12 protein-coding genes are annotated in these 16,631 nt (G+C 55.0%); 8 read left to right on the top strand and 4 right to left on the bottom strand.

The annotated features are described in order from the left end of the window. Positions 1-246: modification methylase (locus IJT02_04430; GenBank protein ID MBQ7544172.1), on the bottom strand; the 246-nt coding region annotated here is incomplete at its 3' end. A gap of 100 nt (positions 247-346) precedes the next feature. Between IJT02_04430 and IJT02_04425 the strand changes: the two genes are divergently transcribed. The 5 genes from IJT02_04425 to IJT02_04405 are packed head-to-tail and all read left to right on the top strand — an operon-like array spanning position 347 to position 7,026. Then, complete coding sequence (locus IJT02_04425; GenBank protein ID MBQ7544171.1) at positions 347-2,251, top strand: transketolase; 1,905 nt, start codon at positions 347-349, stop codon at positions 2,249-2,251. Beyond that, entirely contained in the window at positions 2,236-3,828 is a 1,593-nt protein-coding gene (locus IJT02_04420; protein ID MBQ7544170.1) for an FGGY-family carbohydrate kinase, read from the top strand. Before IJT02_04425 ends, IJT02_04420 begins: the two co-directional genes overlap by 16 nt. Before the next feature lie 3 nt (positions 3,829-3,831). Further along, on the top strand, positions 3,832-4,851 hold the full coding sequence (gene tal / locus IJT02_04415) for a transaldolase (GenBank protein MBQ7544169.1): 1,020 nt from the start codon (positions 3,832-3,834) through the stop codon (positions 4,849-4,851). Next, positions 4,848-6,326: an L-arabinose isomerase gene (araA, locus tag IJT02_04410; GenBank protein ID MBQ7544168.1), complete on the top strand. Its 1,479-nt coding sequence runs from the start codon at positions 4,848-4,850 to the stop codon at positions 6,324-6,326. Before tal ends, araA begins: the two co-directional genes overlap by 4 nt. 4 nt (positions 6,327-6,330) lie before the next feature. Beyond that, positions 6,331-7,026 (top strand): L-ribulose-5-phosphate 4-epimerase, encoded by a 696-nt coding sequence (locus tag IJT02_04405; protein ID MBQ7544167.1) that lies wholly within the window; start codon positions 6,331-6,333, stop codon positions 7,024-7,026. On the opposite strand, the gene IJT02_04400 is transcribed toward IJT02_04405, so the two are convergent. The 3 genes from IJT02_04400 to IJT02_04390 all read right to left on the bottom strand — a co-directional run bounded on the left by IJT02_04400 (position 7,023) and on the right by IJT02_04390 (position 13,583). Beyond that, the gene (locus tag IJT02_04400) at positions 7,023-8,054 is read right to left on the bottom strand and encodes a galactose mutarotase (GenBank protein ID MBQ7544166.1); all 1,032 of its coding nucleotides are present in this window, start codon (positions 8,052-8,054) and stop codon (positions 7,023-7,025) included. The two genes, IJT02_04405 and IJT02_04400, sit on opposite strands and share 4 nt — an antisense overlap. Before the next feature lie 12 nt (positions 8,055-8,066). Further along, on the bottom strand, positions 8,067-10,724 hold the full coding sequence (locus IJT02_04395) for a dynamin family protein (GenBank protein MBQ7544165.1): 2,658 nt from the start codon (positions 10,722-10,724) through the stop codon (positions 8,067-8,069). 69 nt (positions 10,725-10,793) lie between these two features. Then, positions 10,794-13,583, bottom strand: a complete 2,790-nt coding sequence (locus IJT02_04390) for an FAD-dependent oxidoreductase (GenBank protein ID MBQ7544164.1) — start codon at positions 13,581-13,583, stop codon at positions 10,794-10,796. A gap of 134 nt (positions 13,584-13,717) precedes the next feature. Between IJT02_04390 and IJT02_04385 the strand changes: the two genes are divergently transcribed. The 3 genes from IJT02_04385 to IJT02_04375 are packed head-to-tail and all read left to right on the top strand — an operon-like array spanning position 13,718 to position 16,629. Continuing rightward, positions 13,718-14,905 (top strand): MBL fold metallo-hydrolase, encoded by a 1,188-nt coding sequence (locus IJT02_04385; GenBank protein ID MBQ7544163.1) that lies wholly within the window; start codon positions 13,718-13,720, stop codon positions 14,903-14,905. Positions 14,906-14,924: 19 nt separating this feature from the next. Beyond that, positions 14,925-16,439, top strand: coding sequence for a hydroxylamine reductase (gene hcp / locus IJT02_04380; protein ID MBQ7544162.1), 1,515 nt, complete (start codon positions 14,925-14,927; stop codon positions 16,437-16,439). Next, a complete protein-coding gene (locus IJT02_04375; protein MBQ7544161.1) occupies positions 16,432-16,629 on the top strand; it encodes a 4Fe-4S binding protein in 198 nt (65 codons plus the stop codon). The genes hcp and IJT02_04375 overlap by 8 nt, the downstream gene beginning before the upstream one ends. Positions 16,630-16,631: the final 2 nt, after the last annotated feature.

Below are 16,631 nucleotides of genomic sequence, written 5' to 3'. Positions count from 1 at the left end.
TTGCTGGGCGATGGGGCTTCCCGCGTAACAGGTTGCCGTGAGCTTCCTGATGCCAAGATACGAGAACTGAAGCGCGAGATACCTGAAGAAGCTGCTCTCGAATGGGTCATCGCAGTTGCACAGAATCTTTGCGCCCCGAAAATGCTCCCAGTAGTGGCCGAGTTCCTCCTGAACGTCAGTGAACTGTGTGTAGAACTCGTCCTGCTGGGCTAAGGATGCCGCGTGTAGGGCCCTGTTGCTTGTCATAATAGATACATTCCTCCTTGATTGTAAGAATCATACAGCCTTATAATATTCTATATACCACACAACACAATTCATTCACATATTATAGGAGGCGGTTAATTTGCTGAAAAAATTCCCGTCAGATAATCTTTCGCCTGAGTACATCTCTGAACTTCAAGCGGCGGCTAAACGTGCGCGCGTCTCTGCCCTCACAATGGTCAGTGCGGCCAAGAGCGGACACCCCGGCGGAGCGTTCTCGAGCATGGAGATGTTCCTCTCAGTCTACGGCATCGCTAACCTCACACCCGAAAACTGCAGCGATGTCAAACGTGATTACGTCGTCGTCTCACACGGCCACACCAGCGCAGGAGTCTATGCTGCACTCGCCGAATGGGGCTTCATTCCGCGCGAGGACGCTATGGCTCACTTCCGCGACTTGGGGAGCGCGTTTCAGGGACACATTGAGCGTGAAGTTCCCGGCATCGACTGGGGCACGGGCAATCTCGGTCAGGGACTCAGCGCAGGTGCAGGGTTCGCGCTCGCACAGAGGGCTGTCGGCTACAGCGGACACGTTTACGTTCTGATGGGCGACGGCGGACAGACTAAGGGACAGCTCGCAGAAGCAAGACGCACCGCAGTCAAGGAAGGCCTCACCGGGCTTGTTGCGCTCATCGACTGGAACGACATCCAGCTCTCAGGTTACCGCAAAGACATCATGCCCTGCAATCTTAAAGCGTTATGGGAAGCTGACGGCTGGGAAGCTGTAGAGGTTGACGGTCATTCATTCCCCGCGCTGTACGATGCACTGAAGGCCGCAGGAACTCACGGCAAGCCGACGGTTCTCCTCTGCAAAACCGTAATGGGCAAAGACGGACTCATCATGGAAGGCATACCCGACTATCACGGAAAGCCGGTCAGCAATGACGATTACGCAAAGATAGTCGCGCATCTCGGAGAAGACCCTGACACTCTCGCTAAGGCAGTTGAACGCCGCAAGACTCCTTCAACCTTCAAGGGCAGAACTGTAGCGTATCCTCCTGCACCGAGCATGGATACCGGGACTCCGTTCGACTACGAGGGCAAGAAGTGCATGGACAATCGCGGGGCTTTCGGAAAGGCACTTGCTGATGTCGGCAGTCTGAACTACAAGCAGGAAGGCCGTACCCCCATCCTTGTTTTCGACTGCGACCTTGCACCGTCCGTAATGACAGGAGCATTCAGGAAGGAATGCCCGGATTGGTACGTACAGAGCGGCATTCAGGAGCACAACGTAGCCACGATGTCAGGGACTGCGAGCATCGCAGGTGTAGTGTCCCTGTGGGCAGAGTTCGGAGTGTTCGGCATCGACGAGGTCTATAACCAGCAGAGGCTTAACGACATCAATATGGCAGGGAACAAGACGGTACTGACTCACGTCGGGCTTGACGTAGGCGAGGACGGCAAGACTCACCAGTGCATAGACTATGTAGGGTTACTGCGCAACACTTTCGGCTGGAAGCTGGTAGTACCTGCTGACCCCAACCAGACCGACAGAGCAACGAGGTGGATGCTCAGGACACCGGGCGATATTTGCCTAGCTGTCGGAAGGAGCAAGATTGACGGCCTGAAGGAGTTTGCGGGAAGCTACGAGTTTGTTTACGGCGAGGCAGTGAAGCTGAGGGACGGCAAGGACGGGAGCATCTTTGCGCTCGGGTACATGGCACAGCTCGCGTTGCAGGCAGCAGAAGCACACAATCTCTCCGTGAACGTCTACGCAGTCTCTTCACCTCTTGCACCTGACATGAAGGCAATGCGCGAGGCGGCGGCACTTGGCCCGATCCTCACCGTCGAAGACCACAACGCCAATACAGGAATGGGAGCAATAATGCTTCTCGAGGCAGTCAGGCAGGGAATAGCACTCCCGAAGGTAAAGACGCTCGGAGTTACGCACTACGGAGCATCAGCCACATCAGACAAGGTGCGCGAAGAAATGGGACTTTCCCCCGAAGCAATAGCAAAGGAGTTTATAGCATGTCTGCAGAAATAATTACTTCTGGCAAAACCGCGCTCGGAATAGAGTTCGGCTCAACGAGAATCAAGGCTGTGCTTGTGGATTATGACGGGCACGTACTGGCTTCCGGCTCTCACGAGTGGGAGAACAAGTTAGTGAATGGCGTGTGGACGTATGACTTGGCCGATGTTGATGCGGGTCTGAGGTCGTGCTACGCGTCGCTGAGGAAGGATGTAGCGGCAAAGTACGGCGTAACACCTGCGACTTTCGGGGCAATCGGAATCAGCGCGATGATGCACGGCTACATTGCTCTTGACGCGCAGGACAAGCAGCTTGCACCGTTCCAGACGTGGCGCAACACCAACACAACGCAGGCCGCCGATGAACTTACAGAGCTGTTCCAGTTCAACATTCCGCTGAGATGGAGCGTCGCGCACCTGTACCAGAGGCTTCTTGACGGAGAAGCTCACGTGAAGAACGTTGCGGGCGTGTTCACGCTGGCGGCATACATGCACTACAAGCTGACCGGCAAAAAGGTTATCGGTGTCGGAGATGCGGCGGGAATGTTCCCGATAGATTCTGACGCGCTGGATTATGATGAAGGAATGGTGCAGAAGTTCGACGCTCTCCTGAAGAAGGCCGGGCTCTCTTACGGACTGCGGGACGTTTTCCCGAAGGTCTTAGTTGCGGGTGATGACGCAGGAAGCCTCACGGCGGAAGGTGCGGCACTCCTCGACGAGACCGGGATGCTGAAGGCCGGAATCCCGATGTGCCCCCCCGAAGGCGACGCAGGTACGGGAATGACCGCGACGAACTCCGTAGCTCCGAGAACCGGCAACCTTTCAGCTGGAACGTCAACGTTCGCGATGATTGTCCTCGAACGCCAGCTTAAGGCACTTCACCGTGAAATCGACATGGTTACGACACCGTCGGGCTTCCCCTGCGCAATGTCCCACGCAAACAACGGAACGAGCGACCTCAACGCTTGGGTGTCGCTGTTCGGGGAGTTCTGCAAGTTAATGGGCGTTGAAGCGAATATGGGCGAACTTTTCGGCAAGCTCTACACGCACTCAATGACCGGCGATGCGGACTGCGGAGGGCTTATGGCCTACGGGTACTACAGCGGAGAGAACATCACCTTCATCAACGAAGGAAGGCCGTTGTTCATGCGCACGCCTAACAGCAAGTTCAACCTTGCTAACTTCATGAAGGTCAACCTCTACACGTCGTTAGGTGCTGTGAAGCTGGGGATGGATATTCTCCTGAAGGACGAGGGCGTGAAGCTCGACAGAATGATGGGGCACGGCGGACTGTTCAAGACTCCTCTGGTGATGCAGAAGGTTCTTGCGGCGGCGGTGAATGCTCCTGTTTCCGTAATGTCGACAGCGTCAGAGGGCGGAGCGTGGGGAATTGCTCTGCTTGCGGCGTACATGGCGGACGGAAAGAAGGACGGCAAGCTCGAGGATTACCTTGACAAGCGCGTCTTCAAGGAACTCACGGGGAACGTAGTAGCTCCTGATCCTGCGGAGGTTGAGGGGTTCGAGGTGTTCACGCAGAGGTACAAGGCAGGTCTTGAGGCAGAGAAGGCCGCGATTTCGTCAATGGACTGGTGATTAATGATGACATCAATACATGAAGCGTTCAAACTCGGGCAAAGCATATGGCTCGACTACATCAGCAAGGATCTCATAGCTTCCGGCGGACTTCAGGGCTGGATTGACAAAGGAGTCGTCGGCGTAACCACTAACCCTTCAATCTTCGAGAACGCCATAGCCAAGACAACAGACTATGACGCGGAGATAGCAGCCCTCCACGCTCAGGGCAAAACCACAGCGGAAATCTACGAGGTCTTGACGCTGCAGGAAGTCGGTGCGGCAGCAGATATTCTCCGCCCCGTTTACGACAAGACAGGCGGCAAAGACGGCTACGTCAGCCTCGAGGTCAACCCTCTGCTTGCGTCGGACAGGGACACAACAATTAGCGAGGCCAAGAGACTCTTTGCGCTCCTCAACAGGCCGAACGTAATGATTAAGATTCCCGCAACACCCGAAGGCATCGAGGCACTCACTGAATGCATCGCCGCCAGCGTAAACGTGAACTCAACATTAATCTTCTCGCGCGCACAGTATGAGGCAGTCGCCAGAGCCTACATCGAGGGCACGAAGCGCGGAGGCAGAGCAGCATCTGTTGCGTCGGTGTTCGTGAGCAGGGTTGATGGTGCTGTGGACAAGCTGCTTCCTCCAGAACTTCAGGGAAGAATCGCAGTCGACGGCATCAAGCTGATGTATCAGGCCTTCAAGAAGCTCTTTGCCGGGCAGGAGCAGGTACAGCGTCCGTTGTGGGCGAGCACCGGCACGAAGAACAAGGCATACAGTGATGTTAAGTACGTCGAGGAACTCATAGGCCCTGACACCGTCAACACAGTACCTCCTGCAACACTTAATGCGTTTGTGGATCACGGACACGCGGCACTGACGCTCGAGCAGGGACTCGCACAGGCAGAAGCAGACCTCGCAGGACTGACCTTCAGCATGGATGATGTTTGCGCTAAACTTTTGGCTGACGGCCTCGAAGCCTTTAACGGAGCTTTCAGGTCGTTAATGTCAGCAATAGAGCAGAAGGGAGCAAAGTTATAGTGAATCTGAAAGATTATGAGTTCTGGTTTGTAGTAGGAAGCCAGTACCTTTACGGCCCGGAAGTTCTCGAGACCGTAGCACAGAGAGCGCAGGAGATGGCCGACGCACTCAACGCCTCAGGAAAACTTCCCTGCCGTGTTGTCTACAAGGTTACGGCCAAGACAAACAAGGAGATCACCGACGTAATACGCGACGCGAACCACGACGAGCACTGCGCGGGAATAATCACGTGGTGCCACACCTTCAGCCCGTCAAAGATGTGGATTAACGGCCTCGTGAACCTCCAGAAGGCATGGTGCCATTTCGCGACGCAGTACAACCGCGAGATTCCGAATGAAGAAATCGATATGGACTTCATGAACCTGAATCAGGCGGCTCACGGCGACAGGGAACACGGCTTCATAGGCGCGCGCCTTCGTGCACCCAGAAAGGTAATTGCGGGCTACTGGCAGGACGCTGACGTTCAGGAACGGCTCGGAAAGTGGATGCGTTCTGCGGCTGGTGCAATGTTCTCACGCTCGCTGAAGGTTATGCGTTTCGGCGACAACATGCGTGAAGTTGCGGTAACTGAAGGCGACAAGGTAGAGGTTCAGGCAAAACTGGGCTGGCAGGTCAACACCTGGCCGGTCGGAGAACTTGCGGACGAGATTGCTGCTGTAACACCCGACGAGGAAGCCGCGATGATGCGCGAGTATGAATCGCTCTACGACATTGCGACGGATAATCTTGACGCAGTACGTTATCAGGCACGCGAGGAAGTAGCCATGAGGAAGATGCTTGACCGCGAAGGCTGCCGGGCATTCAGCAACACGTTCCAGGATCTTTACGGGATGAGACAGCTTCCCGGCCTCGCGACACAGCACATGCTTGCGACGGGTTACGGCTACGGAGCAGAAGGCGACTGGAAGGTCGGGGCAATGACCGCTATCGTGAAATTCATGACGGAAGGACAGAAGGGCGGCTCTGCGTTCATGGAGGACTACACGTATCACCTTGTGCCCGGCCAAGAATACAGCTTGGGTGCTCACATGCTGGAAGTCTGCCCGAGTGTCGCAGAAGGGAAGCCGAGAATTGAGGTTCACCCTCTCGGAATCGGCGGCAAGGAAGACCCCGCACGTTTAGTGTTCGAGGGACACGCAGGGAAAGCCGTAGTGATTTCTCTCGTCGACATGGGCGGCCGTCTCCGTCTCATCTGTCAGGACATCGAGTGCGTTAAGCCCATAATGCCGATGCCGAATTTGCCTGTTGCGCGCGTAATGTGGCGGGCAATGCCTGACCTAAAGACCGGCCTTGAGTGCTGGATACTTGCGGGCGGAGCACATCACACGGTGCTGAGCTACGATGTTGACGCGGAACAGATGAAGGACTGGGCGCGCATAATGGACATCGAGTTTGTTCACATCAGCAAGGACACGACGACAGAGAGCCTCGAGCGTGATTTGTTCTTGGCCGACTTGGCGTGGAAGCTGAAGTAACATGCTGGAACAATTACGTGAAGAAGTTTACCGCGCAAACATGGAACTTCCTGCAAGGGGGCTCGTTGTGTACACGTGGGGCAACGTCAGCGGAATAGACAGGGAGCGCGGGTTAGTTGTCATCAAACCGTCGGGTGTGGAGTACGACGAGCTGAAGCCTTCTGACCTCGTAATCGTTGACCTGAATAATAACGTTGTTGAAGGCACGATGAACCCCAGCTCCGACACGAAGACTCACGTTGAGCTGTACAAGACTTTTCCGGGAATCGGGGGCATCGTACACACGCACAGTCCTCACGCTGTAGCTTGGGCACAGGCAGGGAAAGATATACCCTGCTACGGGACGACACACGCGGATTACTTCTACGGGTGCGTTCCGTGCTCGCGGAATCTCACTGCTGAGGAAGTCGAAGAGGATTACGAGCTGAACACCGGGAAGGTTATTGCGGAGGAGTTCTCACGGAGAGGCCTTGACCCCAAAGCTGTGCCGGGCGTAATCTGCCGTTCGCACGGGCCGTTCACGTGGGGGAAGACGGCGGCGCAGGCAGTGTATCACGCTGTAGTTCTGGAGGAGGTTGCGAAGATGGCAATGTACACCATCACCATCAACCCGCAAGCCTCTGAAGCTCCGCAGTACGTACAGGACAAACACTACCTGCGCAAGCACGGGCCGAATGCGTATTACGGTCAGGCACGCTAGCTTCTGCTGCTGAACCTGAACTCGATGAATTTACTCACGGGCTGTCCTGCTCTGGCTACGCAGTCGGGGAAGGACGGCTCATTTATTGCGTTCGGGAACTGCTGGCACTCGAGCGCGAAGCCGTCATAGTCGTTGTAGTACGCTCCTCCCTTTCCCCTGCAATGCCCGATAGAATTTCCCGTGTAGAACTGCACCGCCGGCATGTCCGAGAAAACTTCAAGCACTATTCCGCTCACGTCTCCGCAGACAACGGCGGCTTTCTCTCCGCTGAGCTCGAAGCAGTGGTCGTAGCCTCCTCTTGCGCTGATAAGTTCCGGCGAGTAGGAGAATATTCCGCTTGCTATTGTCTTGGAGGTTCTGAAGTCAAACGCCGTGCCCTCAACACCCACAGTAGGAGCAAGAGCTAACATTCCTTCATCTGCCTTGCAGTACTTCTCTGCGTTGATGTGAAGCCAGTGCTTGAAGATGCTTCCCATGCCGTGCCCGTTAAGGTTGAAGTAGTTGTGGTTGGTGATGTTGGCGGGGCAGTCCTTGTCGCAGACGTAATCATACTTCATCCGCAACGCTCCGTCCTCGAACGTAACCGTAACCTTGAGGGTAAAATTGCCGGGAAATCCTGCGTCGAGGTCGGGGCTGTGAAGCGTGAACTCTACGCGGTCGTCGAACATTTCGCTAGAATAAAGCCTCTTGCGGAAGCCGTCCGGGCCTCCGTGAAGCGTGTTGTTCCCGTTGTTGCGCGGAAGGTGGTAGGTTACGCCGTTGATGGTGAAGAGGCCGTTGGCGATGCGGTTCGCGTAACGTCCTACTGTTGCACCGAAACACCGCGTGTCGGCCAAGTACTCCTCGAGCGTGTCATAACCGAGTGCTACGTCGCGGAGCTTTCCCGATTTGTCGAGAACGTTGATTGAGACGATCGCGCAGGCATACTCGCTCATCACTACGCTCTGCCCCTTGCTGTCCGTGAAAGTGTACAGGTACACCTTCTGCCCTTCCGGCGTTGTGCCGAAGAGACTTCTTGCTATTGTCATAATTGTTCCTCCTTACTCCATGCTTCCGAGCACCTGCTGTATCGCAGAAATTATGCTCTTCCGCGTCTGGCTGTCCATGTTGTAGCGGTCAATCGCCGCAAACTCGCTGTCAAGTACCTTCCTCACATTGAGGTTAATCCACTCGTCGAAGTTCTTGCTGCCCTCTGCGTCAGTTATTCCGCGACGGATAAAGTTGATGTTCTTCACGATGATTGACGTGAACGCAAGCTCCAGCCCTATCGCACGGATTACAGATTTTGTCGTCAAGTCCCGTAGTATCATGATGTCCTCGTCGAGAATCTTCAGCATGTCGTCAGTGTTGCGTGCTTTCATGGCTGAGGCTTTCGCGTGAAGCGAATCAAGCAGCCGGTCGAGAGGCTGTGCGTTCTCCGGCGTTCCGCCCAAGAAGCTACGAATCGCCCCGTCAATGCGTGAGACCTTCTCTGTTTTGTTCAACGACGAGAGGTCAAGCGTCTTAAGCTGCTTCGCTAGGTCATCGGGCATAGTCTCCAGCTTCTCACCCTTCTCCGCGAAAAGCACCGCCCATTCATCGATGGGAAGTTCGTTGACGCTCAGCCCCGTAACTTTCGCGTGTCTGTCGAACCAGTCTATCAGCACGCCTTTTGCCGCAAAGACTGCTGATGGCTTCACGCTGCTCTGAGTGTTGCCGCCCTCGTGAGCAAGAATCTTCGCAAAGAACTTCCGCCTGTCCTCCTGCGAGTCCCTGACCTCAAAGCTCCCGTCAATCTCCGGCATCGAGTAATACACCGCCAGCGAGAATAATTCGGGAAGCGTCTTCTTCACCGTCTCCAGCCTCTCGAACTCAGCGAATGGCATCAGTATCAGCGTCTCCACAAGCCCCGACGCAAAGCGTTCTATCAGTGTGTTGAAGCGGCACTCCTCGCCGTCCTTGATGAGGTATTCGTCAAAGAGTGCATTGACGCTCTTCACCAGCTCCGCCTCGTACTCCGAGCCTTCACGCATACCCATTATCTCAAGGAACTTGCTGACCAGTTCCGCACGAATGCCTGCCTGCTTGTTCTCGACAATGTTTGCCGCCTCACGCACGAGGTTTTCCATGAACATTATGTGCACGCGCCCGCGAATGCCCGCATTTATCGCCGAAAGCTGCATTATTCCGGTGGTCGTCGCGTTGCTCTGGTGTATCACCTCGTCGATGAGAACCCGGAACTCCTCCGTTAGCGGGTAAATCCTCTCGATGCTCTCCGCCAGTTGTGTGCTGAACGGCCGCGTTGAGATTATCTGCGAACTATAGCGGCTGCTTATCTCCATCGCCGCACGTGCGAACGTGTCTGCCTTGCCCCTCAGCTGAAGCATGTACTTTCCGCCGGTCTCCAGCCTGTCGAGGACTTCGGGGCTGTACTTGGCCAGCAGCGTGCGCAGAAACTCTACTGTTGCGGTTATCGTGGTTTCGGCGCGCCTCCGAAGAACCTCGAACCTGTCGTTGTTGTAGTAGTCCTGAAGCTGTCGGTGGAGCTCCGTTACTCCGTCGGGCATCCCCCATTCATCGAGGCGGGCTTTGGCGTTGATTTTGCCTCTCCTGATTTCATCGGGAGACAGAAGCCCTAACCCTTCAAGGTATGCTTTTGCACTGCCGGAGATTACGCGTACTGCCTGTGCAACCTGATAGCGTTCAGCCTCGCTCCTGAGGGCTGAGTCATTGTCGCGGGCTCTGGCTTCGTTGCCGGCCATGTCGATTTTGTTCCCGAAGATGAACGTCTTATCCCTCAGCTTAACGCCGTCCTGATCCCTGACCTTGCGGAGCATGTCTAACTGCGGGCTGTTGATGTTCGGGCGGTCTCCTACGTTCGTAACGAGTATTATTGCGTCAGCCTCTTTAAGCATCTGCTCTGTCTGCTTCTTGTGGAGCTCAGTAGTGGAGTCGAAGCCCGGAACGTCGTACAGTACAATGTTTCTCATGTCGCCGAGCTCCGTCGAACGAATCACAACGTTCTTCACTGCGTAAGGGTGTGCGGTTCGGACTGCCGCGCCTTTGTCGTCGTAGCCGCTTATTCCCGTGATGTACAGCTGGAACTCCGAGCTTCCCTGCCCGCTGTCGTACATGAACTTTCTCACGGGCTGGCCAAGAAGTTCCGCGATGGTCTTGCTCCCGCGCAGAATCGTAAGTATGTCCTCGTCGGTCTTGCCGTTGTGGCGTTCGTAGAGGTCGCGCTTCGAGCTGTCCTCGCCTACTGCTTCCCAGTAATGCGCGAAAGTTTCCGGCGCAAGAGTCCTGAAGTCCGCAGAGCCGTCGTAACCCACAGACTGCAGCATCTCACGGAATATCGCGGTGAACTCCGCCTCGCTGTAGAACGTAACCTCCGCTTCATTCTTGTCGCCCGCACGGAGCTCCGTAGTCGTGTACGTACAGCGTTCCGTGTACTCAGGCAGAATCTCGGAGTTGATTAACGCATTGCCCAGAGTGCTTTTCCCCGCCTTCTCGAGACCTACGACAGCCACAGCAAATTCACGGCTCTTCAGGCGCGAGAGTACCGCGCTGTTTCTTGCCCGCAGTGCCTCGAGTGTCCTGCGTTCGTCGAAACCTATAACGATTCCGTTCTTGTCCCTCTCGAACAGTTCCATGAAGCATTTTTCCTGACGCTCCAGCTTCTCGATAAAGGCCTGTTTTGCTTCGTCCCAGCCTTCCATTATGATGCCTCCTTCTAATAAATAACGGCCAAGCCCGAAAGCCTGACCGTCATAGTATACCGTGAATGCTTACTTGTGATCAGCGTTGAGGCTCTGAGCCGCAATTCTGCCGGACACGAAGATTTCTGTGATTGCGTTTCCGCCGAGCCTGTTTCCGCCGTGAATGCCGCCCGTAACTTCTCCTGCCGCATAGAGACCCGGAATTATCCTGCCGTCCGCAGTCATTACGTGCCTGCCTTCGTCGACGACAACTCCGCCCATCGTGTGGTGGGTGCTCGGTGCCATGAGCCTTATCGTCATGACCGTGTTATCGAGGTCGTAGGTGCTCACGTTGTAGCTTCCGTCGGGGTTCTTCTGGACGTTGCCGACAGGACGTGATGCTATAGCCTTGCCAACATCAGGGAACTCTGAGCCGGTCATTACTGCCTTGTCATAAGCTCTGATTGTCTCCTCGACGACTTTGGGGTCTGCCTTCACGCCGAGTTCCTTGAAGAGTTCGGGAAGCTCAGCAATCTTTCTCCTGTAGTAGCGTCCGGGATAATCGCCGGTCTCGGGAAGCTGAGTCGGTGCGGGCATCTTCTGCTCAACGTTGTAGAACTCGAGGAATACGCCCTTGCTGCCCTTGTACTCCATGCCGTTGCGGAACTCCGCCAGAGACAGAACGTCGCGCTCGCTTCCTTCGTCAACGAACCTGTGTCCCGTAATCGGAGAAATCCAGCACGCGTAGTTTCCGCCGCCGAAAGCAAGATTTCCGTTGTCGATCCACGAGATAGGCATCATCTGTGTGAAGCCCATTCCCGTAGTAGCTGCTCCTGCTTCCTGTGCCATCGTTACGCCGTCGCCCTGCAGTGATGAACGGTTAGTCGTCTTCGTTGAGGTCGAGACGTATTCAGGAGACCAGTAGACGTTCTCATCAACAACCTTCACGAGGTTAGCCGCATAGCCGCCCGTAGCGAGGATTACGCCTTTCGCCGCGTATGCCTCTACCTCCGTGCCGTCGTAACGCTTCGCCTTAACGCCGATAACCTTCTTGCCCTCAGTGAGGAGGCCGGTTACCGTCGTGCGCAACATTATGCGGTTGTCCTTGTTGGCCTTGAGCATCGCATTAATCGGAGCGACAAAGTACGTGCCCCAGCGTCCGGGATAGTTTTCCTTCACGCCGTCGCCGTCAGTGTCGACTTCTGCACCGACAAACTCATTTTCCCTGTACCACAGAGCACCTATAAGCGTCTGCTGGCTGTCCTCATGGAACGTTGAGCCCATAGCCTCGAGCCACTCCTTGAGACCCTGCGCCTGATTGATGAACTGGCTGACGAGCTTCACATCACCGTAAATCCAGCTCTTCTTGTCCGCACTCTGCCTAAGTCCGCCGTAATAGGTCTGGAAGATGTGAAGGTTCAGCGTCGAGAACAGGGCAAGCTGATTTTCGGGAGTACCGGCATCGAGCTTCGGCTGTGCCCAGTCGAGATAGGCCTTGATTTCTTCCTTGAGTGCCTTGAGGACAGGGAGATACTCTGCGTGAACTCCGTGCTTGCTGAGTTCTGCGGCATCACCTGCTACGTATTCGTGAGTCTCGTAATATGCCGCGTCAAACGGTGCTTCGTTCCAGTTCAGAATCATCTTGAGCTCGGCGATGCATCCGGGTACGCTCTTAACCTTCTCGTATGTCTGGCCGTTGAACGCGTAAACGCCTGTTGTTGCGTCGGGGTTCTTCGGATCCCACACGAGATAGGGCATCACGCTCTGATACTGTCCTCCGCTAACGAGGGTGTTTCCGCCGACTTCAGCATTCTTCTCGATGATTAGCACAGTGTTTCCGTCAAGTGCTGCCTGTGCCGCCGCAGCTACTCCTGCTCCGCCAGCTCCGACGATTACGACATCATACGTTGCCTTGATGGGAGCTTCGGGCTTGTGCTCAACCTTCGCGGACTTGAAGGCCTCGAGGTTCGTGCACTTTGCTGCCTCTGCCGCAGCGTTCACGGCGTTGCGGAGTGCGCGCGTCGAGAAGGTTGCTCCTGATACACCATCAACACCTGAGCCGTTCGCCTGAATCATCTCGGGAATCATGATGTTGAAGGCTATATCTCCGACGTGTGCGGTCTCTGCGTGTTTGACTACCTCGATTGCCGTAACCTTGTCCGCGTCGAACGTAACTTTCACGGTAACAGGTGCGTTATAGCCGGGTGCTTCCGCTGTGTACTCGCCGGGCGTGAAGGAGACGGGTGCAGTGTTTGCGGTGTCCTCACCTTTCGCGGCGGCTAATGCTTTCTCGACTGCCTCAACGATGCCGTTGCGGGTCATTGTTGCGTTGCTCACTGCGTCAATCTTGGCCTCGCTCTTGCCGATGAGCTGTCCCGCGTAGTTCTCGAACTGCTGGACTCCGAAAGGTACTTCTTCGGGAGCGTCAATCTCTACGGCTGTGATTTTCTCCGCATCAACCGTAACCTTCACCTTCACGGGAGCACCCTCGCTGTAGCCCTTGCCCTCGCCCTCGTATGTGCCGGGCTTGAAGCCGGAAGCGGGTGCGCTGGCCTTCTTGAGTGCCTTCTCGACTGCCTCTGCTATTCCGTTGCGGGTAAGCGTGGCGTTGCTCACTGCGTCAATGTTCCCGTCAGTCCTGCCGATGAGTGCTTTGCTGTACGTCTCGAAGTTCTGAACGCCGAATGGTACTTCTTCAGGAGCGTCAATCTCGACAGCCGTGATTTTTTCCGTGTCGACGGTAACCTTCACTTTGACGGGAGCACCCTCGCTGTAACCCTTGCCCGTTCCCTCGTACGTTCCGGGCGTGAAACCGAACGATGCACAGGCCAGTGCGAACACGAGGCACAGTGCGACAACAATACTGCTGCTTCTCTTCATGGATAACTATTCCTTTCTGTGTGTATTGGATGCCAGAATAATATCATGCCTGCCGCCCGCTTGACCATGAAGAAATTGCTAGTTGTGTAATATAATCTCTAAATCACGCAGCTTTTCAGAACGGAGGATATACCATGCGCAGAAACATCAAGAACAATGTAAGCTGGATAGGCTACATCGACTGGGAGCTCGAGAGTTTTCACGGCGATGACTACTCCATAATGAACGGCTCAAGTCAGAATGCTTACCTCATCGAGGAAGGCAAGACCGTCCTCATCGACACAATCTGGACACCGCACAGGTTCGATTTCGTCGAGAACCTCAAGAGCGAGATTGACCTCAGCAGGATTGACGCAGTTATCGCGAATCACGGAGAGTGCGACCATTCAGGAAGCCTCACCGCATTGATGGCAGAGATTCCAGATGTACCTATCTACTGCACAGCAAACGCCGTGAAGTCCATCGAGGGGCAGTACGGCAAAAGAGGGTGGAATTTCCACGTGGTGAAGACCGGCGACACTCTCGACATCGGGAACGGCAAGCAGTTAGTGTTTGTGGAAATGCGTATGCTCCACTGGCCCGACTCTATGGCTACCTACATGACCGGCGACAACATCCTTTTCTCCAATGACGCATTCGGACAGCATTACGCCGTCGAGGAACTGTTCAACGACAAGGCTGACCAGTGCCTATTGTGGAAGGAAGCCATGAAGTACTACGCCAACATCCTCAACCCGTTTTCCCCTCTCGTAACGAAGAAGCTCGCGGAGATTGCGGCTCTGAACATTCCCATTGACATTATCGCCACGTCGCACGGAGCAATCTGGCGTGATGACCCCCTCCAGATCGTCAAGAAGTACGCTGAATGGGCAGATGCTTACCAGGAGGATCAGATCACCGTAGCTTACGACACAATGTGGGAAGGCACGGCACGCATTGCGCACGAAATAGCCCGCGAAATTTCGCGCCAGAGCCCGGATACTGTGGTAAAAGTCTTCAACGTCGCGAAGGCCGACAAGAACGAAGTCATGACGGAAGTCTTCAAGTCGAAGGCAATTGCGCTCGGTTCTCCGACTGTCGGGAACAGCATTTTGTCGAGCGTCGCAGGGTGGATTGAGTTCGCGAAACAGCTGAAGTTCAGGAAGAAGAAGGCGGCGGCTTTCGGGTGCTACGGCTGGAGCGGAGAATCGGTCAAGATTCTGCAGGAGAAGCTGAAGGATGCGGGTTTCTCTGTGGTTGAGGAGAACATACGCGCAATGTGGACAGCCGGCGAGGAAGACTTGGGGAAAATCCCTGCACTCGTGAGCGCACTGCTGGCATAACAGCAAAACTGAGGGGGGTATATACATGTTCTGCTTTCAGTGCGAACAGACAGCAGGAGGCAAAGGCTGTACGGGCTCAATGGGAGTCTGCGGAAAGTCCTACATTAACGCTGGGTTTCAGGACGTAATTACGGGTGCGCTGATCACTCTCGCGGGCAAAGGAACAACGGATTACAGGCTTATCATCGAGGGGCTGTTCACGACAATAACCAACGTCAGCTTCAACAAGGAGACGGAGAAGAAGATACTCAGGCGCATCGGCTGTGAACCTTACGACACGGGCAATATCTGGAACGCTCAGGAAGATATACGCTCGCTGAAGTCGTTAATACTCTTCGGGCTTCGCGGAATGGCGGCTTATGCGTACCATGCTCTTGCGCTGGGCTACAGTGATGACGAGGTTAATGCGTTCTTCGTGAAGGCACTCTCAGCACTTGGCCGGGATGATTACGGGATGGATGAGCTTCTGCCTCTCGTTATCGAGACCGGCAAAGTCAACCTCAAGTGCATGGAGCTTCTCGACAAAGCCAACACAGAATCTTTCGGCGCACCTTCGCCAGTTGAAGTCAGCCTCAAAGTAGAGCGCGGGCCGTTCATCGTGATAAGCGGTCATGACCTACACGACTTGAAGCTCCTGCTCGAACAGACAGAGGGCAAGGGCATAAACATTTACACTCACGGCGAAATGCTGCCTGCTCACGCGTACCCTGAGCTTCGGAAGTACAAGCACCTTCGCGGGAATTTCGGGACAGCGTGGCAGAACCAGCAGAAAGAGTTTGCTGACGTTCCCGGAGCTTTCCTGTTCACGACGAACTGCCTGATGCCGACAAAACCGAGTTACGCGGACAGAGTTTTCACGACGGGAGTTGTGTCGTACCCTGACACTGTGCACATCGGAGAGGATAAGGATTTTTCGCCCGTAATCGCTAAGGCACTCGAGCTCGGCGGATGGAGCGAGGATAAAGACTTCACCGGCATAAACGGCGGGCACACAGTTATGACGGGCTTTGCTCACGGAGCGGTTCTGTCCGTTGCCGGTAAGGTCATCGAGGCAGTGAAGGCCGGAGCAGTAAAACATTTCTTCCTTGTTGGAGGGTGCGACGGCGCAAGGGCAAGCAGGAACTACTATACAGAGTTTGTGAAGAAGACACCGGCGGACTCGATAGTGCTCACTCTTGCGTGCGGAAAGTTCAGGTTCAACGATTTGGACTTGGGGAAGATAGGGGATTTCCCGCGCATTATGGACATGGGACAGTGCAACGATGCTTACAGCGCGATTAAGGTTGCGTCCGCTCTGGCTGAAGCGTTTGGGTGTGGAGTTAATGACCTCCCGCTGTCTATCGTGCTATCGTGGTACGAACAGAAAGCGGTTTGCGTACTGCTTACCCTGCTGGCTCTCGGCATAAAGAATATCCGGCTCGGCCCGACGCTCCCGGCGTTCGTGTCTCCGGCGGTGCTTAAGTTCCTCGTCGAGAACTTCAACATTGCTCCGACAACAACACCTGATGAAGATTTGAGGGCTATTCTTGGCTAAGAGACTCGCAAGCGTCAACAGAGATTTGTGCGTCTCATGCGGTGCGTGTACTAATGTCTGTCCCAGAGACGCAATCTCAATCTTCAAGGGCTGTTACGCCGTCGTTAATGAAGCTCTGTGCGTGGGATGCGGGCTGTGCACTAAGACTTGCCCCGCCGATGTAATCGAGGTGATTGCTCGTGAAGGCTGAAC

The sequence above is a fragment of the Synergistaceae bacterium genome, assembly GCA_017450125.1.
Lineage (GTDB): Bacteria > Synergistota > Synergistia > Synergistales > Aminobacteriaceae > JAFUXM01.
This window is presented reverse-complemented; position numbering and strand designations above follow the sequence as displayed.

What these genes read in the sequence shown, in the direction of transcription:
- IJT02_04420 (MBQ7544170.1), top strand. Translation starts at nt 2,236, where the DNA reads ATGTCTGCAGAAATAATTACTTCTGGCAAAACCGCGCTCGGAATAGAG.
- tal (MBQ7544169.1), top strand. Translation starts at nt 3,832, where the DNA reads ATGATGACATCAATACATGAAGCGTTCAAACTCGGGCAAAGCATATGG.
- IJT02_04400 (MBQ7544166.1), bottom strand. Translation starts at nt 8,054, where the DNA reads ATGACAATAGCAAGAAGTCTCTTCGGCACAACGCCGGAAGGGCAGAAG.
- IJT02_04395 (MBQ7544165.1), bottom strand. Translation starts at nt 10,724, where the DNA reads ATGGAAGGCTGGGACGAAGCAAAACAGGCCTTTATCGAGAAGCTGGAG.
- IJT02_04390 (MBQ7544164.1), bottom strand. Translation starts at nt 13,583, where the DNA reads ATGAAGAGAAGCAGCAGTATTGTTGTCGCACTGTGCCTCGTGTTCGCA.
- IJT02_04385 (MBQ7544163.1), top strand. Translation starts at nt 13,718, where the DNA reads ATGCGCAGAAACATCAAGAACAATGTAAGCTGGATAGGCTACATCGAC.